Genomic DNA, 24,375 nt, shown 5'->3' with positions numbered 1-24,375 from the left:
CGGTAATGGCCAGTTACCTTTCGCCTGCCCCAATGCGCGTCAGGTGGTTTAGGCTTTTGTCGGATCTTTCTCCCTGATCCGTAGTCTTTTGGTTTATCGAGAGAAATAAGGAGATTCGCATGCTCGTCCGGTCAATGACCCTCGCCACCTTGCTCGCTGTTGCTGGCCCACTGCTTGCGGCTGACAGTGATGCGCCGCTGGCCAAGGAACTGGGCAAGGCCAGGCCATTGGTCGTCATCGCTCCGAGCAGTGCCGACCCCACCTTGAGGGGGTTGAACGAGGATCTCAAGGATCCTGCCACCCAGGCGGGGTTCAAGGAGCGCAAACTGGTGCTGTTCAGCGTTGCCCAGATGATGGGCAAGCGTGAGGACAAGAACCTCGAACAGCAGACCACCATGGCCCTTATTCGTGAACTCAAGCTGGGCGCCAGCAAGGGCACCAAGGTGATCCTGGTGGGCATGGACGGTGAGCGTCACGTGCTCAAGGATGATGAATCAGGCGGGAAGATCGACACGCAGGTGATCTTCAAGGCAGTCGATGAGCTACCGGCGAGTGAAAAGGCCGTGAGCGCGCCGGAACCTGTGGCGGCGGTACCTGAACCCAAGGCCAAGGACAGCAAACCAGCCAAGCCAGCCAAGCCAGCCAAGCCAGCCGCTCCCCCTAAACCCCTGGAGGATTGATCGGCGAGTGCAGGGGGCGTATCTGTCAGCACGGTAGGGCGACTCCTACATGACATGCCAATTTCGGTGATTCAGCCGCGTGGCAGAACTGCGGCCTAATGGCTCCACTTCTCAAGCAAAGTGGAGCTGCATCATGACTGAAGCACGTAAAACCCTTGGCCTGCTCGGCGCTGCACTGATTGGCGGCATGGCAGTCGGTAGCAGCGCGTTTGCCGTCGAACCGCTGCCGCAGTGCTACCTGCTGGCTGATGCCAAGGCGCAAGCGGAAGGTAAATGTGGTGAAGGCAAATGCGGTGGCGATAGCAAAGCCGAGAAAAGCGAAGGCAAGTGTGGTGAAGGCAAATGCGGTAGCAGTGGCAAGGCCGGCCCCGATAAAAGCAAATCCTGATTGAGTTGCCGACTCAACGACAACGCCCCTCCTGCATGTCAGGCGGGGCGTTTTTCTTGACAGGGGATTCAATGATGAACAGCACACCCTTGCTCACCGGCCTCGGCCTGCGCCGTGGCCTGATGCCCGAACTGCTCGACCTCACCCCAGGTGCAGTGGACTTTCTGGAATGCGCACCGGAAAACTGGATCGGCGTTGGCGGTGCCTATGGCCGAGGCCTGGCGCAACTGGCCGAGCGCTATGCGCTGAGCTGCCATGGGCTGTCCCTGTCCTTGGGCGGGAGCTTGCCACTGGACCGGCACTTCATGCAGCAGCTTCGGCGCTTTCTGGATCGCTATCAGGTGCGCCATTACAGCGAGCACCTGAGCTACTGCAGCGACGATGGGTACCTTTACGACCTCATGCCGATACCGTTTACCGAAGAAGCCGTGCATCAGGTCAGTGCGCGTATCCGCCAGGCGCAGGATGAATTGCAGCGGCGAATTGCCGTGGAGAACATCAGCTATTACGCCGCGCCTTATCAGGCGATGACTGAGTTGGAGTTCGTCTGCGCAGTGCTCGATGAAGCCGACTGCGACCTGTTGCTGGACGTCAACAACGTCTTCGTCAATGCCTGCAATCACCGCTACGACGCCAAGGCGTTCCTGCGCGGGCTACCCGCAGCACGCGTGGCAGGGATGCATGTGGCGGGCCATTACCAGGAGGCGCCGGATCTTCTGGTCGATACCCATGGCGCGCCGGTGAAGGACGCTGTATGGGGCCTGTTCGCCAGTGCCTGCAAGCGCTTCGGGGCTGTGCCTTCGGTCCTGGAGCGCGATTTCAATTACCCGCCGTTGGCCGATTTGCTCGCAGAGGTCGAGCGCATGCGAGCCATTCAACAGGAGGTAGCGCTTGAGCAGCACATTGCGTAACCAGCAATTCACCCTGGCGCGGCATCTGCGAGATCCGCTGCGCCATGCCCCCCCTCCGGGGCTGGAGGCTCGGCGCCTGAAGGTGTACCGCGAGTTGTTCTACGGCACCATCGAAGGGCTGCTGGCGAACAGTTTTCCAGTGCTTCGGCAAACGCTTGGCGAGCAGTGCTGGCATGCGCGGGTGCATGATTTTTATGCCAGCTACCGCTGCAAAACGCCATTGTTCACCGAAATCGCCGGTGCTTTTGTCGACTACTTGCAGGACGTGCAACCAGAGGCTTCGTGGGAGGTGGAACTGGCCCATTACGAGTGCGTCGAGACACAGCTTTACCTGAGTGATGCCCAAGACCCGCCCCATGACCCGAAGGGCGATTTGCTGGAAGCAGAACCCGTGCTGTCGTGCACGGCAAAGGTATTGGCCTATCACTGGCCGGTCGACCGCATGGGCCCCGGTTTTCGGCCACAAATCGCGCCTGTTGCACCGACTTTGTTGCTGGTTTATCGCGATGCCGGTCTGAGTGTGCGGTTTGCCCGTCTTTCCCACATGACCTACCGCTTGCTGGTGCTGCAAGGCCGTGGGCGGGACCGTCTGCAGGCGCTGTCGGCCAGCCTGCAAGAGGGGTTGACGATGCTTGAGCAGTTGCGTGGGCAGGGCATCATCGTCGGTACCCGGTAAGTGGGAGAACGGGGCTGCCATGCAGCCCCGGCGTGTCGTTACCGTGTGCGGGCCTTGAGCCAGTGGTCCAGGCTCATGCGACCCGAGCCTTTGAGCAGCAGTGGCAACAGCGCGACCAGATAGATCAGCGGCAACTTGAAGTTGCCATACCCCTGGTCGGTAATGGCATAGCCTTGCGCCAACTCGGCCAGGCTCGACCACTGCGCAGGCCAGTGCACGGCGGCAATCGCCACCACGGTCACCACCATCAGCCCCGCCGACGCCAGCCGAGTGCCCAGGCCAAGTAACAGCAGCAGCGGCAGAAGCAGTTCTGCCCACATCGACAGTTGCCAGTTCAGCTCTGCTGGCAGGGCGTTGAAGGGGAACGGGAAACTCCCCTGCAAATCGCCGAACCAGTTGCTGCCGTTGAATTTCTCCAGGCCGGACTCGAAAAACTCCCAGGCCAGGAACAGCCGCAACGGCAGGTCGGCAGTCCAGCTACCAAGGTGATCGACTTGGTTGAAAGTACGGGTCAGTGCATTCATGTGGGTATCTCGCTTCAGGAAAGGGCGTTGGCAGCGCGGCGGGGCGCCAGCTTTGCAGTCAGTTTGAGGGCGATGGCGCTGAACATCAGGGCGAAGGCCAGTGGGTACCAGCCGCCCATGGGGATGCGTTTGTAGAACGACAGGCAGAACACCCCGGCCAACACCCACATGCCGGTGCTGTGCAGGGTTTTCCAGGCTCGGCCGCCGAGCAGCCGCATCGGGGCCTTGAACGAAGTCAGGGTGAGCAGCAGCAGGAACAGGTAGCCGATACTGCCGGGCAAGCTCGAGGTAGCCGTGCGCCCGGCCCAGAACAGTTCAGGAAACTGCTGGGCATAGCGGTAGATCAGCACACCGTGCACGGTGTGCGAAAAGGCGAAGGCCAGGCCCAGGTAGCGCCGCTCGCGAAGCAGCCGACGGCTGCCGATGCCGGGCAGCAGGGTGGCTGCCGACGAGGCCAGGAAGGCCAGCAGGAACAACGCGAATGAACTGCGCGCCGTGGCGCGAATGGCACTGCGCAGGCCATCCGCACCTGGCGCAGCGCCGAGCAGGACCACGGCGGTCATGAGCAAGGTCAAGCCCGCAAGGGCGGCGAACAGCTTCCAGCCGGAGGGTAGGGTGAGCGGCTTCATGAATGAGGTCTCCCGGGGTGTCGTTGTGTGACCGGGAGTGTGGGCGGGACGGGTATCTGCAGTGTGTCGGTGAAAGTGGCTTTATGTATCGGATTGTAGGCACGGCGGCTGTAGGGCGGCCCGCTCGGCCGCCGTTTTCTGCCGTCACAGCTCGATCTGGGCGCACAAACCGCCGCTCTTGCGGTTGCTCAAGGTCAGCCTGCCGCCCATGGCCTGGATCAGCTGGTGGGCAATGGCCAGCCCCAGGCCGGTACCGCCCGTGCTGCGGTTGCGCGAGCTTTCTACCCGGTAGAACGGCTTGAGCACTTCGTCCAGTTCTTCGGCGGGGATCCCCGGGCCTTCATCCAGCACCCGAATCAGCGTCTTGCCGTGCTCGCGGCTGACCTCAAGCTGAGCCTTGCCGGCAAACTTCAGGGCGTTGTCCACCAGGTTCACCAGTACCCGGCGCAGGGCATGCGGGCGGGTTTCCAGCAGGCTGCCGGTATTGCCGTGGCGCTGCACCTGGGCGCCGCTGTCCTGGTAGTCGAACACCACGCTGTCGAGGAAAGCGTCGAGGTTGATCCGGCACGGGGTTTCGGTGTTGATGTCCATGCTGCGTGCGTAGGCCACGCCTTCGCGCACCAGATGCTCCATGGCGTCCAGGTCGTGCCAGAGTTTTTCCTTCTCGACCCCTTCATCCATCACCTCGACCCGCAGCTTCATGCGGGTGATCGGCGTTTGCAGGTCGTGGGAAATGGCTGCAAGCAGCTGCATGCGCTCTTTCAGGTAGGCCGCGATCCGTGCCTGCAGTGCATTGAATGCAACGGCAGCGTACTTCACCTCGCGCGGGCCGCTTTCGTCCAGCAGCACGCCGGGTTTGTCTGGGTCGAGGTCATCAACCGCCTGCGCCAGGCGAGTGAGTGGCCCGATGGCCAGGCGAACCGCCAGCCAGGTGCAGAACAGAAGGACGGCAAGCTGGATCAGCAACACCAGCGGCAGCCAGCGCGCTACCGGGACGGGGGCCGGGGTGACATCAATGGTCAGCGGTGCGCCATCGGCCAGGCGCAGATGCGCCTGAAAGTGCGCATTAGGGCCGGGAATCTCCTGGAAGGTCAGGCGGTACTGGCTGCCAATGGCCTTGATGATCGACTCGGCGGCCATGGGTGGGTCGCTGCTTGGCATCGCTTGGCCGGCCAGCCCTTCGTCGAGCCGGTAGCGATAGGTGCGTCGCTCCAGGCGCGGCAGCCATGCAGCGCGCTCGGCGGCAGGCAGGCGGTCGAGGATGGCCACCGAGGTGGCAACGTCCAGTTCCAGGTTGCTGAGCATCATCGAGCGGCTGCTGATGTAGCGTTCATACGCCTGCAGGCTGAAGGACAGCCCATAGGCCAGTACCAGCCCGGTGAAGAAGATCAGCGCCAGGCGCGAGGCCAGGGTGCGCGGCCACTTCATGACGGTGACTCGAGCAGTTGCACGGCCAGCGAGAACACATAGCCTTCACTGCGAACGGTCTTGATGCAGCTCGGTTCCCGCGCATCGTCGCCCAGGCGCTGCCGCAAGCGGCTGACCAACAGGTCGATGGAGCGGTCGAAGATATCGGCTTCGCGGCCCTGGGTCAGATTCAACAGCTGCTCGCGGCTGAGCACCCGTTGCGGATGGTCGAGGAACACGCGCAACAGGCGATATTCGGCACCACTGAGCGCCACCAGGGTGCCTTCGCTGTCCAGCAGGTGGCGGGCGGTGGTGTCCAGCCGCCATTGGCCGAAGGCGAGCAGGCGGCTGCTCTCGCTGATGGTCAGGTTCGGCGGCAGCATGCGCGTGCGACGCAGCACGGCATTGATACGGGCCAGCAGTTCGCGTGCGGAGAACGGCTTGGTCAGGTAATCGTCGGCGCCCATTTCCAGGCCGATGATGCGGTCGGTCTCGTCGTTGCGTGCGGTCAGCATCAATACCGGTGTGTTGCGGTGCTTGCCGGCACGCAGCTCGCGGCACAGCAGCAGGCCGTCGTCTCCGGGCATCATGATGTCGAGGACGATGAGGTCGACGCTGTTGGCTTCGAGGAAGGCGCGCATCTGCCGGCCGTCGGCGACGATGCTGGTGCGCAGGCCGTTCTTCTTGAGGTAGTTGCCGACCAGTTCGCGGATCTCACGGTCGTCATCGACGATCAGAATGTGATCGACATGTTCCATTCGCAGCGTTCCTGTTCAAGGGGGAATGGGCGCAGTGTACCGAGCGCGTGGGTGCTTGCCTGCGGGGTTTTGTATTGCAGTGTATCTGGCCCATAAACATGGAATCCTTTAAGGCTTTGAAATTAAAGGATTTTTCTTTTATCCCCAAATCCTCCCCAATATTTCCCAAAAACTAAATTACAAACCTACGCAACATCTATCCACTCAGAGCCACGGCTATCGAGATACACATCGGTCATTTTTGCCGTCCGGTGGCCCAGCAGACGCTGAGGGTCTCGGCCTTCTTCCTCGTGCAATCGTGCGGCCAGGGATCTTTGCTCATGGAACGATGGCGGGCTGTCGCCGAGGTCCAGCTTGAGTTTCGCTGCTGCACGATCTCGCGCAGCGGCGAACTCTTTGCTTACGGTATCCGGCATGAGTGGAGTGCCTGCCTTTGCTCGCGCAACAGTCCGATGGTGATGTATCAAGTTTTTTGAAATCACCCTGTCGCGACAGCGCCGAATCACCTCACCCAAGTTCAGGCCCACGCATTCCAGTGTAAGGCTGGTGCTGATTCTGAGTCTGGCTCCTGTCTTCGCCTGGACGACTTGCAGATATCCGTCCACCTCATCCTTGAACACGAAAGAGAGAATGTCCTCCCGGCGCTGGCCGGTGAGGATGGCAAGTTCCATGGCTCGCTTTAGCCACGGGTGCTTCGCCTCTTCGTAAGTCGCCTTCCACAGCTCCAGGCTGAGTCGCTGGCGCTTAACCTTCACCTTGGCCGCTCGGGTTGCTTCAACAGGATTGCTATCCACCCAACCCCTAGCCATTGCCTCCATGAAAATGTCCTTCAGCTGAGAGCGCATACCCTTTGCCATTTGCCCCTTCCCAGCTTTAACAAACCCAGTGAGATAGTCGGCGACATCCATGGTGGTAATAGATCGCATTCCTTTGTCGCCGAAAACGGCCACCAAACGAATGAGAATGTAGTGAACTGTGCGCATGGTGGAGGACGAAAGCTCCCTCTCAACTAGGACATGCCGATACTCGTCTATCCACTCGCAGAACGTTCTGTCCTTGACTGTTGGCTCTGGCGCCATCCTTACGGCTAAGGTAGGCGAGAATTTTTGCAGGGTCATGTTGGCGGCGACCGCTTCCTCGATCGCTTTCGCCTTATCGCTGCCCAAGCCAAACATTCGGTTGCTCACGGGGTCGCGATACGTGTAGTAGATAACCCCGTTTCGCTTGTCGGTCTTTCTGTAGAGGTTGGGCGGTAGGTCCTTTGATCCTGGCTTACGCGGCCTGGGCGCCATATCGTGCACTCGCAATTCGGTTTACAAGGGAGCTGCCCATAGGAACGCGGGGCAGCGGCTCGGGCTCCCGGTAGCAGGCATCAGCCTCAACATAGTAGCTGCGTCCGTGCTTTACCGGGGCCGGGGTGATCAGGCCCTCGCGGGCCCAACGGCGTAGGGTGTTGCTGCTGGGCGGCGTCCTGAAGTGATCGTGCGCCCATTCGTCTAGGGTGACTTTGCACATGGTGGTCTCCACGCCGCCGGTGGCGGCAGGCTGGTGGTCAGGCCAGCAGCACGTCGCGCACGACTTCCCAGAGTCTGGCGGCGGGCCATTGGTAGCGATCGAAGTCCGTGTCCGGCTTGACGCCGTAACGACAGGTGGAGTGGGCGCCGGCGGGGTACTCGCCGCGCTTCTGCATGATGGTGGCCACTCGGCCGTCACCGCCTGGCTCGGTCCGGTGGTACTCGTAGGCTCTGGTGGTGTACACGTCGCCGGCGGCAATAGTGCAGGTCGAGTGGTGCACCATGTCGGCCCTGCCGTCCGGCATCCAAGGTCTACCGCCGCCAGCCTGACGCGCCCCCTCATGCAGGTAGAGAACGAATTCGCCATCATCAAGCCGGCGCATGTCGTAGCAGTGGTTGATCTGTTTCCCGACCAAGATCCGCGACACGAAGTTGAACCGGTGGTCGTGGATGGCCGAGTGCTCGAAGCAGGAGCGCCGCGGCAGTTCGGGGTGCCACACGTGCAGGCGCTGCTCGCCCTGCAGCTGAACCTGGACGAAGCCCAGGCCGTGCAGCGTGATTTTGTCCGTCATCACGTCGTCGATGATCATGGCAATAGCTCTCCATGCCCGCGCATGTCGGCGGGCTTGAGTAGTAGGGGGAGGGGTTAGGCTTCTGGTTCGAAGCAGCGTTTGTAGCGCGCGCGGTAATCGTCGCGCTCCAGGTTGTCGAGCAGCTCTTGCTCGCGGCCGTCGGCCCACATCTGCTGATGACGCTTGTTGCACGTGAAGCCGGTGTCCGACTCGCTTTCGCCGTCAACCCACTCCAGCCACTTGCAGGTGTTGCAGTTCTTGCTCATCGCGGCTCCCTGTAGATCAGGTAGGCCATGAGCAGCGGTGCTGCGATCGGTATCAGGAACATGGCATCAGCTCCTTCGGCACCTGAACGGTATCGCCTAGCTTGGCGGCGACGATGGCTAGCATCGACGAACAGAGAATGGTCCTTCCCCAGCCTTCGCCTTCGCGCTCGGCTACCGGACACCAAACGAGGGCTGCTACTTCGTTTGAGGACGAGGCTTCGATCAGACGAACGTGCTTCTCGATCAGCGGCCCGCCCAGCTGCCAGTCCTCGTGCGGGTTGTAGAGCACATCCCACTCCAGCGCCTGGCCGCGCTTCTTCCAGAACACGCGCCACGGCACGTTGTACTGCGGGCCTACCAGGAAGACCTCAAGCCCTTCGGCCTGGGCGACCGCCCAGTCGAGCGCATGGCCGATCAGGTCTGCCGTCTTCACTTCGATCAGGTCGGTCATCGTTGCACCGCCTGCCAGAAAGGCCCTTTGTTGGTCACCAGCCCCTTCCGCTTCAGGCGTTGGCACGCCTTGCTGATCTCCTCGCGAGACTCTCGGATCGCGCCGCGCATGGCGTGGGCGGTTGAGCCTTCGATGCCAAGCAAGTGACCCAGAACTCGCTCGTCTGTCCCGCCGTCGAGCATCCCCTGGCCATACTTGGCCGCCACTGTTGCCACTGCCAGGCGCAGAGCACTCATCCGGCCGCTGGGTTCGTCTGCATGCGACACCTCACTCTGTTTGAAGCCGACATACGGCACATGCGCTGTGGCGCGAGCGAGGTGGTGCAAGCAGCAGATGTCCATCCTGAGCTTTGCGATGATGAGCATCGTCTGCCGGTCATCCTGCATCGGCAGCCATACCTCGCGGCCTATATCGGGGTCGTCGTAGTAGAAGGCGTCACTGCCGCGCCGGTGCTCCAGATCGAAGCCCATGGCCTTGGCCGACAGCTTGATGATGTTGTCTTCTGTCACAGCTCATACCTCTCATCAATCCAGCGCCCAGGCGCCAGAGCGGGTGTAGGTTCGGGTTGGGTTTCGTGCGGGGAGAGCTGGCGCTGGTTGCCGGCCTGCAGCTGGCTGTCGGGGATGCAGCTGATGCCTACCCCATTCAGCAGGTAGCAGGTGACGCCGCGCTGGATGTCGTGCTGCACGTCGATGACGTTCTCGGTTGCGCTGGCGCCGTTGGCCAGCAGCAAGAGGCAGAGGGCGAGGCGGGTCATGCTGCCACCTTTTGGCGGACCCACACGCAGACGGGGCCGTCTTCAGTATCGTGAATCGAGAAGGTGAACCAACCATCACCAGCAGGCTTGCTGGGCTGCCAGGGCGTGCAGTCGTAATCGCCGTCGTCCATCCAGTCTTCCATCATTCCTTCAGGTGCGTCGTTTTCCATCTCGACGAGGCAGTACTCCAGTCCGTGGTCGCCGAACCAGCTGAAAGGCAGCGCGCATTCATCGCCGTCATCTTGCCAGGCCGGGTGGGTCCAGAAACCGTATTCATCGCGCTTAACCTGCAGCGGCTGGATGAGTTGCTTTTCTTCAGGCATGACTTCGTCCTTGGCCGCCATATCGCGGCAGTGAATAGAGGGGAGAGGAATTGCCGATTGTCCGATTCAGCTCACAGACAGACCGGCAGATTTGCGTAAACCTGGGGGTTCGCTATGGTGGCAATACAGCACTAATTACAACTAAAGTCGTAGGAGAGCTTCATGAGAATTCGCGGTGATGTTTTCTGGAGCTGGGCTGACCCGACACTTCACCACCGCTGTCATGACGAGACGCTCGATGACGGGACATACATCGATGTCCGTGTGCGACTATCGCAAACATGCAACAAGCAGGTGTTCGTCGGTGTTTATGCGCTAGGAGGTATGGCCATCCATGAGGAGGCCCTCGATTCTCCCCCCGGCGACTCGATGGCCACGGCGCTAGCATGGGGCGTGGGCCGTGCTCGCCGCATTGCCACCGATGCCGTCCCTCAGATCGATCATTTCTCTCGCTCGAAGTAGAGCGGAAAGGGGTTACAGGCGGAAAGAGTACAAACGTGTTCTGTGCGAGTCGTGCGGACTTTAAGGATTGCTGAGTGATCGCTTCGATTTGATGTCACAATGAAAGCACAGGGACATCGGCACGTATTCTCGAGCCAGCCCTTCAGGACATCAGTCCAATGCTAAGCAACGAAGATTTTCGCTACACGGCTCATCGACACCTCCTAGAATTGGAAGCCTCAAATTCCAGGCTCAGGCACCTAATTTCTAAAGGTGAGATTGACGGCGTCTCCTGGGATGATGCGGTGGTCTGGCACCAAAAGGCATTTGACGCATGGGTCATCTTTCTGAGCCAGAGAACTCAACCTTCGTTACCAGCCTGATTCGAAGTCGCAGAGGGATCTGCGACTTTCAGCCTTAATCCATGCTCAGAAATTTCCAATAACGCAGCTCTGGCAATCGAGCCATCCTCAACAAACCAGGCTTCATGTTCGTGCCAGAGGATGTTCGCAGGTTCGCCGCTCACGCTGTCCCAGTCGCTGCCAATTTCTTCCGCGAAGTGGTCCCGGTCGGCGTAGAACTTCAAGGCAGCTCGCAGCCGCTCAACCTGAGCGGAGTTGGTCATCGGTCCCAAGCCAATCACCGGTAGGCTCATCTCTGCCGCATCCCTCTCTGCACCTTCTTTGGTCCACCAAAAGGCAGTACCAACCATCCAGGCTATAGGCTCGGGGTGGGGCTGCGGGGCGGGCACAGCGGCGAGAGCGCGCAGTTCGGCTGGCAGGCCGGCCCATGCGCCGGCCGCTATGGCACCTGAGCCGTTGGCCAGCAGGTCTTCGATGGCCGATGCGGCCTGGCTCATCAGTTCGGTGTTGCTGGATCGGTTTTCTGTGGGCATGGGGATACCTCATGCGTTGGTCGCGATCGAATGAGTGGGTATGCTTGGCGACCAATCTAAGAGGGATTCAAGAATGGTCATGTGCAAAGCGAAGGACTGCGGAGAGGAATTCGATGTCGAGTTCTATCAGGGGCAGCCGGATAAGATTGTTGAGTGCCACTTCTGCGATGCCCCGCACAAGTTGAGCTGGCAACAGCCATCGCCTGGCGTTTACGTCAATTTCCGTTGTGAGTTGGTCGGCGAGCCGGATCAGGCGACCTCGCGGCCTGGTAAGTAGTCGCTCCAGCCGATAACGGGCATTCTGGTTTTGGGGCTGAGAATCTTCTTGCCCTTCACATCGAGAAGGGCGGCCTTGCAGCGAATCTTCAGGTCGCGGCATGCGCCGGCCTTCTTGGCCAGATCGATGAACTGCTGAGCGTGCAGCGGAGTGTCGAATAGGGCGCTGAGCTGCTTCACCTTCTCGCCGGCCATGATGGCGTCCGCGTTGCGCTGCACAGCCTCATTCCACTCGCTTGGCGTCAGCTCCAGGGGAGGGCAGCCAGCCTTTCCGCTCGGCTTGGTGATCTTGGTCTGCTTCCGGGCATCACCGAGCGCCGCGCTCGCGGTCATGCCGAACACTGCGAATGTGCTCATGCTTAACCTCACCTTGAATGACTGATCTGCGTAGCGGCCTGGCCCGAGTGAACCATTCCAGGGTTCAGCTCTACGCGCTGCCCGGCGAGCATCCCGGCGATCTGCGCCGCCATATCAAGCTCAACGGCGCGAGCCTTGCGGAGCTTGCCTATTTCCTTCCCGGCCAAGTACTGCTCGATCAGTGCCTTGTCCTGGCTCTCCACCTCCATCAAGTCGCGGCCGTTGGAGTGCTGTTCAATGGCTGGATCTTCCTCGCCGCAGGGCACTAGCTGATGTATTTTGCTGTGCACCACTGAAACCCACGCGATTGCGAAGTGGTCGCCGGCAGTCTCTGGCGAGTAGGCGCTCCGGCTTTTGCCGGATCGGACCTGCGCCACATAGTCGCGCCTCGCCTGCGTCAGCTTGGCAAGCAAGGTTTCGTAGGCGTACATCGCGATCTGGGGTGCTGGTGTGACGCCGACAAACAAGGCCCGCTCCACCATGCGTCCGGAGTTGTCGCACCAGTGGCGATAAGAGAGAGGTCGGCAACCAAACACTCTGGCCACGATCCCGCTAAGGTGCCGATCCCAGGTTGGCCGGCGGTTCGCCCTGGACTTCTCCGATTGGACCTCATCCACGTCGCTCAGGCGGACATCCAGCTCGGTGAGGCGGTACTCGCACATCAGCGCCTGGGCCTGGCGCATCGCAGTAGCTGCCTCGTTCTCGTTCGAGCTTTTGGAAAGGGCCAGGCAGCGCTTGATCTTGCGGATGACCCGCTCGAGCTTGCTCTCGTCGTGCTGTTGTTCGGTCATGTTGTGGTCCTTGCGTGCAGGCGCCGCCCTCGCCGGGGAGGCGTTATCGTTGAATAGGGGAAGGCGCTGGTGGGCGCTAAGGCTGTTTGAAACTGGTGATAGATGAAGATCTTAGTTGCTAGATGTAGGCGCCTTGTCTGACGAAGTAAGCAAGTGCGAGTGTATCTGCGAAGTGAGCACCTCGATTCTTTCACTCATCTGTTTTGTTACTTCCGTTAGGTATGTATTTTGCTCCAACAAATGCACAAGCTGCATGCTGTGTAGCTCTGCGTCCCGCTGCCGTCTTTGATTGGCCATGGCGATTGCCTCTCGATGTCTTGCGTCTGCTTCGGACGCTGCTTTGTCACGGTCGGCTTGGCGAGTTTGTGCTAGAAGAATTAGAGGTGCCGCGTAGGCCGCCTGCAGGCTAAACGCTAGATTCAGCAGAATGAAGGGGTAGGGATCGAATGCTGACAGCCCCGACAGGCTGACACCCATCCAAATCACAACCACTAGTGACTGAGACCCTAGGAACAACGGCGTGCCAAAGAAACGAGCGAAAGCTTCTGCCCTGCGAGCAAATGCATCGTTGCCAAAAGGGTGGTGTAAATGTTCATGGGCGCGATGAAACCTGAGATGGTCGACGTTTTCAGGAATTTCATGAGTTTTAGACTGCTTAGAGGTTAACGGGTCCATGTGCTGGCTCCGTGGTGGTTTCTTATGTCCAGTTTAGACTAGCCCGCCAGCGCTCTCGGCAGGCGCAGCCTTTATAGAGGAGGCGTAATCATTGAATAGGGGAAGGCGCCGCAGTGGCGCGCATTGTTCTGCTGAGCTATCAATCCATGGTTGAATCGACCTGGTGGAGGTCGCCATGACACTGAAAAGCGATACCGAGGCCCTTGCCTCGATCGAGGAAGAAGCCCTGGCAATGCTGAAAAAGATCGGGCTGCCGGATGAGCACCTGAAGAAGGAAATGGTCATCTGCCTGCGCCAGATCATTGCGATTGCGCGCTACCGGAAAGGCCTGGGCGCCGATCCTGTCATTGAATAGGGGAAGGCGCTGGCAGGATCTCCCAGCAGCGTCGTTTTGTTCAGGTAGTTGGTGTGTGCTATTCCGCTATGGTCGAACAAGGAGGACTCTAATGAGATTTCTCATCGTTTTCGGAATTGCTCTAGCAACCGCCCAGTTGGTTGGCTGCGGTGAAAAGGTTGAGGCGCAGCCGCAGGCCAACGTTGCTCCAAGTGCTTGCGGGTGTTCTGACCAGGCTAACCTGATTGGGAATAAGCACGCCGTTTACAATTGCAATTGTGGAGCGATGCAATGCGTCGTCGCATTTTCAGCCAATGGAACTGGCGGTCCTTTGGGAGAAGTGGCGTTGCAGTGCAAGTAGATCATCATCGTGCCGCTGATTGTCCGGAAGCGGCGGAGAGTCAGGCGGCACGTACCTTGAACGACAGCATGGCGGTGGCGTCGTCGTTGAAGCACTCGGCCAGCTCTTGATAGGCCCGATACTTGGCCTGGCTGCGAGTGGCGGCCCAAACACGCTGCACGTAATGGCGCGCATCGCCCAGCATGTAACGCACGTCGTCCCAGTCGTACATCCCGTTGGTGAGGACCTGCCACTGCTTGAGTGGCAGCTTCTCGGCCATCTCGCCGTACTGCATCTCCCAGGTTGGGTGGTAGTTGCGGATGCGCTTCTTCGGGTCGCTGTCGAGGATGACCCCGATGTAGTGGCCGCGGTCGGCCATGATGACGCCTGGCTCACCGTTGGCGATCACGCGGCGGCCGATCTCGGCCGGCACGTCGTAGGTGCGTCGAACGTGGTCGCAGTTGTAGTTGCTCATGGCTTTCTCCATGCATGCGCCGCCCTCCGTGGCCGGATGCGGCATGGTGGCAATTTGGTTTGGGATGGGGTATTACGGGTGACCGGCATGGGGCCGGAAAGATGGAGACTCTCAATGGAATTGCAGCGACATACCGCTTTCGTATCGTTCTTCGGAAAATACCCGGATGCGGAACGTAAGGAGCATCAGCATGAGAACGGAAAGTATTCCACATTTGCAGTGGGGCTTGTTCACGGCGTAGTGAGCGAAGGGTACCTATCGATAAATAAAGAAAATGGAGAGCTTCTCCAAGAGCAAATATTCAGTGACGACGACTTGGCTCAGGCCGTTGGAAAGCGCGAAGTAGGATTCGGTGAGGCTCTGTCATCGCTCTTGAGGCTGGCGGTAGCGAGAGCTGGTGCTCCGGCAAAGTCCGTCTAGCCATCGGAGCAAATACGGAGCGCCTCGCGCGCCCGGAAATTCTCAAGCTTTCGCGCCACAGCCGGTGACACCGTGATTTCGTGGCGCGGAGGTGTCAGCAGCGGCAGCGCGCCTCCCGGGCCCAGCCCATGCAAGTGATGAATCATCAGCGTCATCGCCTCGCCCTGTTCGTTGATCCCGGCCCACTCCATCAGTTCCAGCAGGGCCTGCTTAGTCCCTGGTCGAACCTTCAAGCGCAGGTCTTCCTCCTGCAGGCGCTCGGCCTTCGCCCGACGCTTCTCGTCACGCTGCTGCTGCGTCAGAGCCATCATCGCCTCCATTGCGCACGAATGCGGTGCCAGGCGCGTACTCCAGCAGGTCGCAAACCCGGTTGATGATCTTGAGCGCGGCGTCGAACACCTTGGCGTCGTCCGGCTCGCGGGACAGCCGCTTCATGTTCGGCTGATGCTCCAGGCAGACCTTGTCCACCAGGCGCCGGGCAAGCCTGCGCAAGTGATCGGCGCTGTCGTGCACGCGCAGGCTAAGGGCAAAGGCCAGGGCCACATCATCAGGCCGGTACTGACCGCCGCTGCGGGTGTTGTACAGCTTCCTGACCGGCCGATTCATCCAGGCCGGCAGGGTTACCACACCAGAAGGTGCTTTCTGCATGTCTGTGCTCCGAGAGGCCGCTGGGCGGCAGGTGGAACTGTTCTTGCCGCCGGCGCTGGCGGACCATGGTGCTGATGCGCTTCATTTCCTGACACGCACCCGCGGGAAGTTGATATCGTTGCGCTCGATGATCTTCACCAGCGTTCCGTAATTCAGGCCCAACTGCTCGGCTACCTGGGCGCGGTGCAAGCCGGTGTCGCGCAGGGCGCAGATTTGCTGGACCACCTTCAGCTCCTCGATCCGCTTCAGGTTCCGCTGGATCTGGCGCTGGGCATCGCGCTTACTGTTGGCCGACTTCTTCCGCTCTGCGCGCCGGAACACGAAGTTGCCTTCCCGTGAGGCCCGGAATAGGGCCTGCTTGGAAATGCCAGCGGCCTCATGGACCTGCTGACACGTCATGGTCTTGGCCATTTCGGCCACCTGGTCGGCGCGGGCTTTCATTTTTTCCTTGCGGGGCGATGGCTCGGCCTTCTTGGAAGGCACCTTGGTGGCCGACGCCGGCTGCACTTCAGGTCCTTTGCGCGGTGGCAGCGGCCGGTAGGTGAATCCCTCCAGCACAACCAGTTGGCCGCCAGACGCGAAGAAGGCCGCTTTGGCGGCCTCCAGGTCGATGGATTGGTTCATGCTCACCTCATGCTGCGATTCCGAGCACGCGATTCATGCGCTCGTCGAGGATTTCGTAGAAGGTTTTCACGCGCTCCGAGAGCTTGCGGATCATCGCCTCGTCCCGGTAGGCACGCTTCACGAACAGCGGCATGCCTGGCCAATAGCAGATGAAATCGATCCACTCGCGCTCAGACACCCACAGCCCACCCTGGCACTGAGCGACATGCTCTTTCGGGATCTCGCCGCCCAGGATCACGTCGACCTGCAGCTTTGGCAGCTTGGTCTTGATCTCGGTCAAGCCGTTTTCGCCGACCAGAGCGTCTGGCGAGTAGCCAATGCCGTGATTCAGGATGATCCCCACCTGCTGGGTCTGGACGTCCTCACGGTCGCAATACAGGCTTCGGGCGGTGCCTTCCAGTTCGTGCCCGCGCTCTGTGTGGCGGTTACCGGTGAACGGGTCGGCCGCTTCACCGGTGATGCGCTCGCCGATCAGGGTGTTCATGTAGGTGAAGGCGCCGGCGCCGAAACCAGCCTCGCCCTTGCCGTTCACCAGCAGGCAATCCAGCTCGCTGCAGGTGATGATGCCCAGGCGCAGGTCCAGCCAGGCCTGAGTGCCTTGCTCGATGTCACTGATTATCTGCATTTGCGGCCTCCGCGGCCTTGATGGCCTTGTTCAGCTGCGCAACCAGCAGGTCATGGCGACCCTTCGGTACGCATTCGGCTGTTCCATACTCACTGGTGAACCAGTCGCGGGTCTTCTGTGTGCAGCGACCGAGCAGGGCGGTGATGCCTGCCGCCTGCACGCTGGTGACGTTTGCCGTTGGCACAGCGGCATGGCCGTCGTCGTCCTCGCCCCTGGTCGTGAGGTTCAGCAGGGCGCTCATGACGTAGCGCTTGCCGTAGCTGGTGGACGACCCGACCGCCTGGACAGCGTTCTTGCTGCCGCTGGTGTCGAGCGGGAGCAGCATGGTTGTGCTCTCGCGGTGTCCGGCACGGTGCATCAGGATGCCGGTGACGCTTAGGCCAGCCGGCACGTTCTCGACTTTGAAGGTGATCGCGAAGCCGTGCGTCTGCATGATCGGCTTGATCACATCGTTGATGTCTTCAAAGGTGGCGTAGTCGCTGCGCTTCTGGCCATTCACGACGATGGCGCCGCGCTCGGCGATGCTCGGGATGTCGCTCTGCATGGCAGCCATTGCCGCGTTGAACTCCGCCTCAGCATCACGGGCCTGCATGCGCTCATGCATGGCCATGAGCCGTTCCAGCTTGTCGATGTCGCAGGTTGGGTCGGTGGCAGCCCGGCTGATGACGGCCAGGATGCTACTGTCTGCCTGGGCTGGCGCGGTCATCTGGCGGCGCTGCTCCGGCACAATAATCGTGCTGCTCATGGTCGGTGCCTCAGTAGGAAATGGCGATGTTCGGAATCTTGCGCTGCGCGATCAGGGTGACCGCTTGCTTGGCGCAGGCCTCAGGCATGCCCTCTGCGATGAAGGCCTCCATGGCGGCTCGGTTGATGCTGGCCCGGTGCGCTTTGTCGGCCTCGCGGGCTTCTTGCTGGCGGAGGATCTCGGCAGCAGCGGCATCAGCTCGGCGGCGCTCGTCCTCGCGGGCAAGCTCAATGTCGCGCTCAGCCTGTAATGCTGCAGCCTGACGCTCCTGCTCCATCCGCTGCTCGGCGGCCACGCGATCGGCCTCGGCCTGCACCCTGGCGCGCTCGGCTTGTTCCGTCTGGAGCTTGAGCTGCAGGCGCTGGTTCTCGGCTTCGCGTTCTTGCGCAGCGGCCTGATCAAGCAGCTCCTGCTCGCGGCGGGCTGCAGCTTCGCGCTCGGCTTGTTGCTGCTGTGCCACGCGCTGGCGCTCGGCCTCGACGGCGGCCTCCTGTGCTGCCCGAATGCGGTCTTGCTCGGCGCGCTCTTCTGCCTCGCGGCGCAGGCGGGCTAGCTCGGCCTGCTCGGCGTCGTACTTCTGGCGTGCGGCCAGGGCGGCCTGCAGAGCACTCATCGACGATTCTTTGGCTCGGGCGGCCTCGGCTTCGAATTCCTCCCAGGCATCGCCCAGGACAAACGCGGAGAGCTCGGTGATGCGTGCCTGCAGCTGCTCTGCATCCAGCGCGGCCAGCTCGGTGGCCAGGTCTTTCATGCGGTTGATGGCGTCGTTGTGGCGATCTATGCGGGCATCCTCGGCGGCTTCCCACTCGGTGAGCGGTCGGCGCGTTTCATCCCGCAGCGTGTCCATCTTGGTCACGAACTCGCGAAGCTCGGCCTCGACCACCTTCGGCATTTCCTTGAGCCGGCGCAGGTAGTCGCGGCCGGGCTTCTCGACGGCCGTCTTCGACTTGCTGACCTTGGCGGCCAAGCTGGCGATCCGCTCACGACCCTTGCGGGTGGTGAGGTCTGGCACTTCGCCTTCGATCTCGGACTTCACCAGGTCGATAAATTGCTGCAGGCCGCCAGCCACGTAGATGGCCGGGGCGTTCGCCTCGCTGATCTCTTCGATCGCGATCAGTTTCTGTTCTGCGGACATTAGAAAACCTCGCGCCTGGCCGGCGCCGTCAGTTGGAATAGGGAATGCCAGGTCACCCAGGCACGGAGGTACGCTCCAGGCCCTGGCTGCGGTGGATGGTTGCGCGCTCTCGCCGCTTACGCTCCCGAAGGGGTACGGTTATCCGCAGTGCGGCCCGCCGTGCTCGGGTGCGTGTGATTCAGGAAGTGATGCTGCTGGCCAGTGAGCTGGCGAGCATGAAGAAGGTGCAGGCGAAGAGCATGGAGAAGGAGCCCCGCCAGAATGCCATGCGCCTGGCCTGCTGGCGGCTCACGTGCGGACCTCGTAGGCGAGGGTGCACATGCCGCACAGGTAGGCCCGGCCAGACCAAGCCGCCGGATTCTCGATGTGAGCCAGGCGCGCCTGATTCATGGCGTCCTCCATCGTCAGGCCCTTGAACACCATCAGGATGCGGTCGTCTGGCACGGCCTGAGCAGCCTCGGCCACCTGGTCGTCGATGATCGACGGGAAGATCGGCGTAGTCATGCAACCTCCTTGCGCCCGTCAACGATCTTGTTGAGGCGCCCGCAGTAGTGGTTGAACTCTTCGATGGTGATGCGCTGGTCGGCCATCATTTCGGTGAGCTGCTTCTGGATCATCACGGACCAGCTGAGCGGGGTTGATGGGTCGGCCAGGGCATCCAATTCGTTGTCGAGCAGGACGTGCGGGCTCATGGCTCATTGGCCTGATCGGCGTCGTGCTGCACGCCTTGTTCGGCGTACCCTTCAAGCATCGACTCGGCGATCTCGAAGAGCTTTCCGCCGACGTGGTCGCTAGGGCCGAGGATGTCAGGGACCATGCTCTTAACCGGGCCGCCGGCCTGCGCCTGGAGCAGGAGTAGGGCTAGGGCGTTGAGGTCGTCCTTCTCAGCTTCTTGCAGAGCGCGAAGATACTCGGCCAGCTTGGCCACGAACTGCTCTTGGCGCACGCCAACCGGCCCGCCAAAGCGCTGCGGGATCAGAACATCGCAGCCGCCAACCAGCTCCTCGGCCTTGCTCTCGATCCAGTTTTGCGCCGCTTCCTGATACGCCGAGTCGTCTTCCGGCTCAGCATGGTCGTACCGCCATTGTGCTGCTCGAAGTGCGCCCATGGCGTCCTCCTTGTCGGTTGTGCGGCCGCATTGGCCAGGAGCCAGGCGCGGGTGACCAAACCCACCGTGAAAGGTGGCCTGGCGCCTGCCTAATGCGGTCGAAGTGAAGGGAAGGGGATGCGGGATGCATCGGTGGCCACTCTCCGGGGCAAACCGGGTGTCGGGACGCCTCACCATGCGGAGAGACGCTACCCACGCTCACAATTCGCGGCGATCAACTCGCGTTCAGAGTGGCCACCGATGCAGCCTGCGATGGGGAGCAGGGCATCGGGCAGTTAACGTCAGGCTGACGTGGCGCTGGTTGTTCAGTTGAAGTGCTGGGCAAGGAAGGCATCTGCCTCCGGCTTGCTGTGGAACCATGCGATAGCGACTGGGGCTGGGCCGGTTGGCTCAGGGTGTCTACGATCAATGATCTCAGCGCGGTAGCCCTGGTCGCGGTAGAACTTTGGCAGTCGAGTCGAAACTACGAAGCGTTGCATCGTCTTGCCCTCCAGGGCGGTTGATTTCCCGTCTGGCCCTGTCGCCAAGGCCAGCCAGTGAAATCAGGCGGCGCGCACCTTGCTGGCGCGGGCCTTCAGTTCCTTGCCTTCGACGTCGACCACCAAGTAGTCGCCGCCACCGCGCCCGGTGCCGAGGTTCTTGACGCCGACGAACTTGCCGGCCTTATCGACGCCGCGTGGGTTGGTGAGGATGACGGCCTGGCCTTTGGTGAATCCGCTCATGAAGAGCTCCTTTCTCTGGGTTGATTTCTCTGATACCCCTCGCGAGAAGGGCATCGAGGAAATCTGCCGCAACCCGCTACTGGCGTCGGTCGCTGGCTCAAATCTGTTCGGTGCGCATCCGGTACCACCTGGCCCTTGTCCAGTTCGCACGCTGTTGTCTGGTCGCTCACCGCGCCGCCGGTTACCGGTGGGCGCCGCTCGCTTCCTCCCTACTGCCGCCGGGGATGGCGGGGCGCATTGCATGCCGGGTCATTCACACGGTCAGGGCTTGTAGGGGCGTTTCACCTCGAGCAGCCGTATAGGGTTCTCCCTATCGTTGGCAGGCTTTCGGGCCTGTCTGCTCGCCGGTCGCCGGTAGAGGCAATGCGGTCTGTTTGTTGTTGCGCTGGCTGTTAAAGAGCGGCGGCCGGAGAGGGCCTCGGCAGTCCCTGGTGGGTGACTGCTTGAGGTGAAATTTAGCCAAGCGCTAAAGCGTCGTCAATAGCTCAAAGCTAAATTATTTTCGCCGAGCGACAAAATTCCTCCAGGGCTGGAGTTCTTGAGCAGGGCCTTTACCTGAGATTTAGCACTGCGCTATGATTCTGAAATCACTGTACGAATATACAGCTTTCGGAGATGGAGCTATGTCCAAGCAGAACAAAGCGGCGCCGAAGCAGCGCCAGGAAATCACCGGGTTAGAGCGGCTAAGCCTGAGGGTGTCTTCGATGATCAATCACCCGATCGCGCAGACGCAGCGCTGGGTGACGATCCATCGCCTGGACACGGACGGGGAGGCAGAGTGGGAGGAGGTGATCGGGCTGATCGCTGAGGTGCCCGAGCTGGATCTGACGTTCAATGACGACGGCACGGTGACCGTCCGGTGGGAGCGAAGTGCGCTTCAGGAGCGAGACGACTTTATCATTGAGGAGGATAGCGAGGTTGAGGTGGCCGAAGAGGCTCCATTCTGATATCTAATGCGAAAGCCCGCCCGCCAGTCAGGCGGGCTTCCTTGCTACTGGGGACTCAAAGCGAACCAGTTGTTCGCTGATTTTCTTCAGCTTCGCATGTAGGTTCGTTAGAAAATGAGTATTGAGCCACTATGTAGCCTTTATCAGTGTTTTGAGCGCGGGCAACCATGGTGATGTTTTTCACATCGCTTTTGAGAGGGGCCGACTGAGTCGACTTCCATTCTGCAATCAGCGAACGGTCCTTCTTTCGCAATGCCATCATCCAGTCTCGAGAGTCCTTCCAGATACTTCCTGGCATAAGAGCATCTAGCACCTGGGGTTTTCCATAGACGGTAGTAAGTGCCGATTGCAGGCCATTGAACGCATCACGCAGCTGGTGCCCGTAATCGTTGGTATTGATTGTTTTACCAATAGCGCGGATCTGACACAGCCCGACCGTTGGGGAAATGATAAGACCATACTGTTCAAAGGCATCGTTGGGCTTAGGTGGAGACTCGAGCATGTAGAGGCTCTGAGCTTCGTCTTCTACAGTAAGCAGCTGCCCGGTCATCCTCTCAATCAGGTCTTTACTTAATCCGGCCTCTAGACCGAAAGGTCCACTGCCTGCAGGTAATTCAGGGGCTTGCTTCCCTGCCGCTGGAAGCGGCGAGTTGACCTGAGCATTGGGCGCGACCTCAGCAGTAGCGGGCACTGCCTGCACGGGAGGTAATGGCAGACTCAGACCGTACTTCGCAACCAAGTACCTCTGCTGGAGCATCGCAAGCGTTTGTTCTTTGGTGGCCACGCCTGCCGCTTTCATCACGCCGACTAATCCTCCGGTGACGGCGGCATCAGCTCTAGATTTAGCTAGATCTTCATTCGCGACGGAGATCTCCGCCTCAAGTTTTTTAGCCAGCTCCGGTTCAGCTTTGCTGACCTGTGTGACTTGTTTAATGGGAGATCCGGATTCGAGAGCATTGAGGCGCTGTTCCAGCAAGCCCACATTGGCCCCGAGTATTTCGACACGAATGCCAACTAGGGCCTTCATCAGTCCACCCGACAGCGTTGCATCCTTTGCTTTCGCGTCATTGAGTTCTGACTGCGTGGCTTTGAGCTCTGTGCGAAGGCTGTCAACGAGCGCCTTCTCTTCAGGGCTTAATTCATTCTTGAAGCAACCTGATGTGAGGCCTATAGCGACAAGCAGTAATGCGGTACTTACCCTACGCATGACAATCTCCATGTAAAAAATGAATTCTACCATTGTGGCCAAATGCTATCACTGGGCAGAAAAGAGCCCGCTTTAGCGGGCTCGTTCTTTACATGGTTCAAACCAGATGAGCATTCCAAACGAGAAGCACCCGAGCCTGGATGTAGGTCTCTTCCCTGCGAATCATCCGATCCTTGTGCTTCGGGTTGTCCGAGATCATCTCAAAATACTCCTCGTCCGCGATCTGCAGGCGCTTGATGTACTCGTGACCACCCCAGGAGAAGTAGTAGATCCCGTCACCAGCGAATTCCCGAATGCTGACGTCGACGATCAGTGGGTCGCGGTTTTTGATCGTGGGTGCCATGGACTGACCCCAACCTGTGACGAGCTTCAGGTGATAGTGCTCTTTGAACTCAACGCCCAGCTCACGCAGGTGTCGGGGGCTGACGCGCACGTCCTGCAGCATCTCGGGGAAATCATGGGTTTGTTCGCCGCCGCCCATGGCGCCACGCACGTCATAGTGGGCGATCCAGACCTCATCACCAACCAGGCCGGGGCGGTTGAAATCTGCCTTGACTACTCCACTGTCGGCTGGAGCGACCGCAGGAGCTGGCTCCTCGGCTGCAGCCAGTAGCCTCTGACGGGTTTCCTCAGGAATACCTCTCCCGCTTTTCGCGAGCATCTGCTTTACCAAATCTGCAGCCGACAACTTGCTGTCCACAGCTTCAACCAGTGGCTGCGCGTCGTCACCCGAAGGGATAGAGTCGAACCAGCCTCTCGGCAACCCCTCAACTTCCTCTATCCGGCGCGCTACGTCGTCGCCCAGGTTCTTCGCCGTCTTGTCGGAGAGGATCTGGCTTAGGTGTGCAGGAGCCATCCCCCAGCGCTCCGCGCAGGACCCTTTTCTCTGGTTGCCGATCAGCTTGACCAGGTTGTGCTTGCGAATTTCGTAGATATCCATGGCGCGAAGAATGCCAGTGTTTAGCCCTGTGCTAAATGTGCGCAAAGCTAAATTCCCCTTGCTCGAACATTAGCCATAAGCTAAATTTCGCCATATGTGTAAGGAGAACCCACATGAATGATCACCTCCGTGAATGGTTGGCGAGTGCCACAAATGAGCGCCGGCGGGATGTAGCGGCCGCTGCTAAGACCACTGTCGGCCACCTCTGGCAGCTCGCGGGTGGTCATCGGAAGGCCTCTGTCGACCTGGCTGAACGTCTGCAGGACGCCTCGGGCGGCGAAATCACAATCGCCGGCCTTCGCCCAGACCTCATCTCGTTTGCACGCAAGGCGCTGAAGGGCGCCGCGTAACTCAATTTCCATAGCAAGGAGCAATCCCCGCATGTACGCCAATCCCAAGCACCTGCATGACCGCGAGATCAAGGTCCGGGTCGATGAGGACACGTTCGAACTGATTCAGGCGCTGGCCAAGTTTCATCGTACTCAGCGCGCTGTGCTCTGCCGTGAGCTGCTTGAGGCTCAGCTGGCTGCCCTGGCTTCGGAGAATACCGGCGATCAGCACGTGGCCTGAAGGCCCTTAGGAGGGGCCAATGCCTATCGAACAGATCGGCTTGGACCAGGAATTGACGAATCAGCTTGAGCAGGAAGCGAAAAGACGGGGCGTCAGCCCTGAAGAACTCGCGGCTGAGCTGATCCGAAAAGAGCTGGCAAGCCGAACGAAGCCTCGCAGCCCAAGAGGTAATGTGAAGCCGTTCCACGTCAGGTCCTGATCAGGCCCTGATAAGCCCGAATTGCGGGCAAAAAAAAGCCGGGAT

At 60.3% G+C, this 24,375-nt stretch carries 39 protein-coding genes and 1 pseudogene; 11 read left to right on the top strand and 29 right to left on the bottom strand.

Annotated features, from left to right (window positions below; translation table 11 throughout):
- Positions 1 to 119 precede the first annotated feature (119 nt).
- The 4 genes and pseudogenes from OCX61_RS17505 (at position 120) to OCX61_RS17490 (ending at position 2,655) form a co-directional block, all read left to right on the top strand.
- The gene (locus OCX61_RS17505) at positions 120 to 680 is read left to right on the top strand and encodes a DUF4174 domain-containing protein (protein ID WP_261940653.1); all 561 of its coding nucleotides are present in this window, start codon (positions 120 to 122) and stop codon (positions 678 to 680) included.
- A gap of 133 nt (positions 681 to 813) precedes the next feature.
- A pseudogene (locus OCX61_RS17500) lies at positions 814 to 1,053 on the top strand (HvfA family oxazolone/thioamide-modified RiPP metallophore); the annotation flags it as partial.
- A gap of 89 nt (positions 1,054 to 1,142) precedes the next feature.
- Positions 1,143 to 1,979 carry an HvfB family MNIO-type RiPP peptide maturase gene (locus OCX61_RS17495; protein ID WP_261940652.1) on the top strand — a complete coding sequence of 279 codons (837 nt, stop codon included), beginning with the start codon at positions 1,143 to 1,145 and terminating at the stop codon, positions 1,977 to 1,979.
- Entirely contained in the window at positions 1,960 to 2,655 is a 696-nt protein-coding gene (locus tag OCX61_RS17490; protein WP_261940651.1) for an HvfC family RiPP maturation protein, read from the top strand. Before OCX61_RS17495 ends, OCX61_RS17490 begins: the two co-directional genes overlap by 20 nt.
- A gap of 38 nt (positions 2,656 to 2,693) precedes the next feature.
- Here the strand turns inward: OCX61_RS17490 and OCX61_RS17485 are convergent, their stop codons facing one another.
- The 12 genes from OCX61_RS17485 to OCX61_RS17430 all read right to left on the bottom strand — a co-directional run bounded on the left by OCX61_RS17485 (position 2,694) and on the right by OCX61_RS17430 (position 9,856).
- Positions 2,694 to 3,179, bottom strand: coding sequence for an HvfX family Cu-binding RiPP maturation protein (locus OCX61_RS17485; protein ID WP_261940650.1), 486 nt, complete (start codon positions 3,177 to 3,179; stop codon positions 2,694 to 2,696).
- A 14-nt stretch (positions 3,180 to 3,193) separates the two neighbouring features.
- Positions 3,194 to 3,808: a ferric reductase-like transmembrane domain-containing protein gene (locus tag OCX61_RS17480; protein ID WP_261940649.1), complete on the bottom strand. Its 615-nt coding sequence runs from the start codon at positions 3,806 to 3,808 to the stop codon at positions 3,194 to 3,196.
- A gap of 144 nt (positions 3,809 to 3,952) precedes the next feature.
- Positions 3,953 to 5,236, bottom strand: coding sequence for a sensor histidine kinase (locus OCX61_RS17475; RefSeq protein WP_261940648.1), 1,284 nt, complete (start codon positions 5,234 to 5,236; stop codon positions 3,953 to 3,955).
- Complete coding sequence (locus OCX61_RS17470; protein ID WP_261940647.1) at positions 5,233 to 5,973, bottom strand: response regulator; 741 nt, start codon at positions 5,971 to 5,973, stop codon at positions 5,233 to 5,235. The genes OCX61_RS17475 and OCX61_RS17470 overlap by 4 nt, the downstream gene beginning before the upstream one ends.
- A 185-nt stretch (positions 5,974 to 6,158) precedes the next feature.
- The gene (locus OCX61_RS17465; protein ID WP_261944332.1) at positions 6,159 to 7,265 is read right to left on the bottom strand and encodes a phage integrase Arm DNA-binding domain-containing protein; all 1,107 of its coding nucleotides are present in this window, start codon (positions 7,263 to 7,265) and stop codon (positions 6,159 to 6,161) included.
- Complete coding sequence (locus tag OCX61_RS17460) at positions 7,246 to 7,488, bottom strand: excisionase (RefSeq protein ID WP_261940646.1); 243 nt, start codon at positions 7,486 to 7,488, stop codon at positions 7,246 to 7,248. The genes OCX61_RS17465 and OCX61_RS17460 overlap by 20 nt, the downstream gene beginning before the upstream one ends.
- Before the next feature lie 37 nt (positions 7,489 to 7,525).
- A complete protein-coding gene (locus OCX61_RS17455) occupies positions 7,526 to 8,077 on the bottom strand; it encodes a hypothetical protein (protein ID WP_261940645.1) in 552 nt (183 codons plus the stop codon).
- 56 nt (positions 8,078 to 8,133) lie between these two features.
- Positions 8,134 to 8,325, bottom strand: a complete 192-nt coding sequence (locus OCX61_RS17450) for a hypothetical protein (RefSeq protein WP_028698342.1) — start codon at positions 8,323 to 8,325, stop codon at positions 8,134 to 8,136.
- Positions 8,326 to 8,377: 52 nt separating this feature from the next.
- Complete coding sequence (locus OCX61_RS17445) at positions 8,378 to 8,776, bottom strand: phage protein NinX family protein (RefSeq protein ID WP_261940644.1); 399 nt, start codon at positions 8,774 to 8,776, stop codon at positions 8,378 to 8,380.
- Entirely contained in the window at positions 8,773 to 9,285 is a 513-nt protein-coding gene (locus OCX61_RS17440) for a hypothetical protein (RefSeq protein ID WP_261940643.1), read from the bottom strand. The genes OCX61_RS17445 and OCX61_RS17440 overlap by 4 nt, the downstream gene beginning before the upstream one ends.
- Positions 9,282 to 9,533, bottom strand: coding sequence for a hypothetical protein (locus OCX61_RS17435; RefSeq protein ID WP_261940642.1), 252 nt, complete (start codon positions 9,531 to 9,533; stop codon positions 9,282 to 9,284). The genes OCX61_RS17440 and OCX61_RS17435 overlap by 4 nt, the downstream gene beginning before the upstream one ends.
- The gene (locus OCX61_RS17430; protein ID WP_261940641.1) at positions 9,530 to 9,856 is read right to left on the bottom strand and encodes a hypothetical protein; all 327 of its coding nucleotides are present in this window, start codon (positions 9,854 to 9,856) and stop codon (positions 9,530 to 9,532) included. The genes OCX61_RS17435 and OCX61_RS17430 overlap by 4 nt, the downstream gene beginning before the upstream one ends.
- Positions 9,857 to 10,018: 162 nt before the next feature.
- Between OCX61_RS17430 and OCX61_RS17425 the strand changes: the two genes are divergently transcribed.
- Positions 10,019 to 10,318 carry a hypothetical protein gene (locus tag OCX61_RS17425; protein WP_261940640.1) on the top strand — a complete coding sequence of 100 codons (300 nt, stop codon included), beginning with the start codon at positions 10,019 to 10,021 and terminating at the stop codon, positions 10,316 to 10,318.
- A 340-nt stretch (positions 10,319 to 10,658) separates the two neighbouring features.
- On the opposite strand, the gene OCX61_RS17420 is transcribed toward OCX61_RS17425, so the two are convergent.
- The 4 genes from OCX61_RS17420 to OCX61_RS17405 all read right to left on the bottom strand — a co-directional run bounded on the left by OCX61_RS17420 (position 10,659) and on the right by OCX61_RS17405 (position 13,291).
- Positions 10,659 to 11,192 carry a hypothetical protein gene (locus tag OCX61_RS17420; protein ID WP_261940639.1) on the bottom strand — a complete coding sequence of 178 codons (534 nt, stop codon included), beginning with the start codon at positions 11,190 to 11,192 and terminating at the stop codon, positions 10,659 to 10,661.
- 249 nt (positions 11,193 to 11,441) lie between these two features.
- Positions 11,442 to 11,825, bottom strand: a complete 384-nt coding sequence (locus OCX61_RS17415; protein WP_261940638.1) for a hypothetical protein — start codon at positions 11,823 to 11,825, stop codon at positions 11,442 to 11,444.
- Positions 11,826 to 11,833: 8 nt separating this feature from the next.
- Positions 11,834 to 12,616, bottom strand: a complete 783-nt coding sequence (locus OCX61_RS17410) for a DUF2786 domain-containing protein (RefSeq protein ID WP_261940637.1) — start codon at positions 12,614 to 12,616, stop codon at positions 11,834 to 11,836.
- A 111-nt stretch (positions 12,617 to 12,727) separates the two neighbouring features.
- Positions 12,728 to 13,291 (bottom strand): DUF1003 domain-containing protein, encoded by a 564-nt coding sequence (locus OCX61_RS17405; RefSeq protein ID WP_261940636.1) that lies wholly within the window; start codon positions 13,289 to 13,291, stop codon positions 12,728 to 12,730.
- Positions 13,292 to 13,466: 175 nt separating this feature from the next.
- Between OCX61_RS17405 and OCX61_RS17400 the strand changes: the two genes are divergently transcribed.
- The gene (locus tag OCX61_RS17400) at positions 13,467 to 13,646 is read left to right on the top strand and encodes a hypothetical protein (protein ID WP_261940635.1); all 180 of its coding nucleotides are present in this window, start codon (positions 13,467 to 13,469) and stop codon (positions 13,644 to 13,646) included.
- Positions 13,647 to 14,026: 380 nt separating this feature from the next.
- On the opposite strand, the gene OCX61_RS17395 is transcribed toward OCX61_RS17400, so the two are convergent.
- Positions 14,027 to 14,440 (bottom strand): hypothetical protein, encoded by a 414-nt coding sequence (locus OCX61_RS17395; protein ID WP_261940634.1) that lies wholly within the window; start codon positions 14,438 to 14,440, stop codon positions 14,027 to 14,029.
- 114 nt (positions 14,441 to 14,554) lie between these two features.
- Between OCX61_RS17395 and OCX61_RS17390 the strand changes: the two genes are divergently transcribed.
- Positions 14,555 to 14,860, top strand: a complete 306-nt coding sequence (locus OCX61_RS17390; RefSeq protein ID WP_261940633.1) for a hypothetical protein — start codon at positions 14,555 to 14,557, stop codon at positions 14,858 to 14,860.
- Here OCX61_RS17390 and OCX61_RS17385 read toward each other — a convergent pair.
- From OCX61_RS17385 to OCX61_RS17340, 10 genes are all read right to left on the bottom strand, one after another.
- Positions 14,857 to 15,168 (bottom strand): hypothetical protein, encoded by a 312-nt coding sequence (locus tag OCX61_RS17385; RefSeq protein ID WP_261940632.1) that lies wholly within the window; start codon positions 15,166 to 15,168, stop codon positions 14,857 to 14,859. The genes OCX61_RS17390 and OCX61_RS17385 overlap by 4 nt on opposite strands.
- Positions 15,143 to 15,508: a DUF7740 domain-containing protein gene (locus tag OCX61_RS17380; RefSeq protein ID WP_261940631.1), complete on the bottom strand. Its 366-nt coding sequence runs from the start codon at positions 15,506 to 15,508 to the stop codon at positions 15,143 to 15,145. Before OCX61_RS17380 ends, OCX61_RS17385 begins: the two co-directional genes overlap by 26 nt.
- An 81-nt stretch (positions 15,509 to 15,589) precedes the next feature.
- Positions 15,590 to 16,132 (bottom strand): hypothetical protein, encoded by a 543-nt coding sequence (locus OCX61_RS17375; RefSeq protein WP_261940630.1) that lies wholly within the window; start codon positions 16,130 to 16,132, stop codon positions 15,590 to 15,592.
- A 7-nt stretch (positions 16,133 to 16,139) separates the two neighbouring features.
- Positions 16,140 to 16,757: a lambda exonuclease family protein gene (locus OCX61_RS17370; RefSeq protein ID WP_261940629.1), complete on the bottom strand. Its 618-nt coding sequence runs from the start codon at positions 16,755 to 16,757 to the stop codon at positions 16,140 to 16,142.
- Positions 16,741 to 17,502, bottom strand: a complete 762-nt coding sequence (locus OCX61_RS17365; RefSeq protein ID WP_261940628.1) for an ERF family protein — start codon at positions 17,500 to 17,502, stop codon at positions 16,741 to 16,743. The genes OCX61_RS17370 and OCX61_RS17365 overlap by 17 nt, the downstream gene beginning before the upstream one ends.
- Positions 17,503 to 17,512: 10 nt before the next feature.
- Positions 17,513 to 18,637 (bottom strand): coiled-coil domain-containing protein, encoded by a 1,125-nt coding sequence (locus OCX61_RS17360; protein ID WP_261940627.1) that lies wholly within the window; start codon positions 18,635 to 18,637, stop codon positions 17,513 to 17,515.
- Between the two features lie 288 nt (positions 18,638 to 18,925).
- Positions 18,926 to 19,141, bottom strand: coding sequence for a hypothetical protein (locus tag OCX61_RS17355; RefSeq protein ID WP_261940626.1), 216 nt, complete (start codon positions 19,139 to 19,141; stop codon positions 18,926 to 18,928).
- Positions 19,138 to 19,329, bottom strand: a complete 192-nt coding sequence (locus OCX61_RS17350) for a hypothetical protein (RefSeq protein ID WP_261940625.1) — start codon at positions 19,327 to 19,329, stop codon at positions 19,138 to 19,140. Before OCX61_RS17350 ends, OCX61_RS17355 begins: the two co-directional genes overlap by 4 nt.
- A complete protein-coding gene (locus OCX61_RS17345; protein ID WP_261940624.1) occupies positions 19,326 to 19,745 on the bottom strand; it encodes a hypothetical protein in 420 nt (139 codons plus the stop codon). Before OCX61_RS17345 ends, OCX61_RS17350 begins: the two co-directional genes overlap by 4 nt.
- 542 nt (positions 19,746 to 20,287) lie before the next feature.
- Positions 20,288 to 20,467, bottom strand: a complete 180-nt coding sequence (locus tag OCX61_RS17340; RefSeq protein ID WP_261940623.1) for a hypothetical protein — start codon at positions 20,465 to 20,467, stop codon at positions 20,288 to 20,290.
- 623 nt (positions 20,468 to 21,090) lie between these two features.
- Here OCX61_RS17340 and OCX61_RS17335 point away from each other — a divergent pair.
- Entirely contained in the window at positions 21,091 to 21,414 is a 324-nt protein-coding gene (locus OCX61_RS17335) for a DUF1654 domain-containing protein (protein WP_261940622.1), read from the top strand.
- Between the two features lie 55 nt (positions 21,415 to 21,469).
- On the opposite strand, the gene OCX61_RS17330 is transcribed toward OCX61_RS17335, so the two are convergent.
- Together OCX61_RS17330 and OCX61_RS17325 are read right to left on the bottom strand one after the other, a co-directional pair.
- Positions 21,470 to 22,621: a hypothetical protein gene (locus tag OCX61_RS17330; protein WP_261940621.1), complete on the bottom strand. Its 1,152-nt coding sequence runs from the start codon at positions 22,619 to 22,621 to the stop codon at positions 21,470 to 21,472.
- Positions 22,622 to 22,718: 97 nt separating this feature from the next.
- On the bottom strand, positions 22,719 to 23,561 hold the full coding sequence (locus tag OCX61_RS17325; protein WP_261940620.1) for a S24 family peptidase: 843 nt from the start codon (positions 23,559 to 23,561) through the stop codon (positions 22,719 to 22,721).
- A 113-nt stretch (positions 23,562 to 23,674) separates the two neighbouring features.
- Between OCX61_RS17325 and OCX61_RS17320 the strand changes: the two genes are divergently transcribed.
- The 3 genes from OCX61_RS17320 to OCX61_RS17310 are packed head-to-tail and all read left to right on the top strand — an operon-like array spanning position 23,675 to position 24,330.
- Positions 23,675 to 23,911, top strand: coding sequence for a hypothetical protein (locus tag OCX61_RS17320; RefSeq protein WP_261940619.1), 237 nt, complete (start codon positions 23,675 to 23,677; stop codon positions 23,909 to 23,911).
- Positions 23,912 to 23,942: 31 nt separating this feature from the next.
- Positions 23,943 to 24,131 (top strand): hypothetical protein, encoded by a 189-nt coding sequence (locus OCX61_RS17315; protein WP_027919780.1) that lies wholly within the window; start codon positions 23,943 to 23,945, stop codon positions 24,129 to 24,131.
- A 19-nt stretch (positions 24,132 to 24,150) separates the two neighbouring features.
- Positions 24,151 to 24,330 carry a hypothetical protein gene (locus OCX61_RS17310; protein ID WP_261940618.1) on the top strand — a complete coding sequence of 60 codons (180 nt, stop codon included), beginning with the start codon at positions 24,151 to 24,153 and terminating at the stop codon, positions 24,328 to 24,330.
- Positions 24,331 to 24,375 lie beyond the last annotated feature (45 nt).

Source organism: Pseudomonas sp. LRP2-20, from assembly GCF_024349685.1.
In the GTDB taxonomy this organism is placed as follows: Bacteria; Pseudomonadota; Gammaproteobacteria; order Pseudomonadales; family Pseudomonadaceae; genus Aquipseudomonas.
This window is presented reverse-complemented; position numbering and strand designations above follow the sequence as displayed.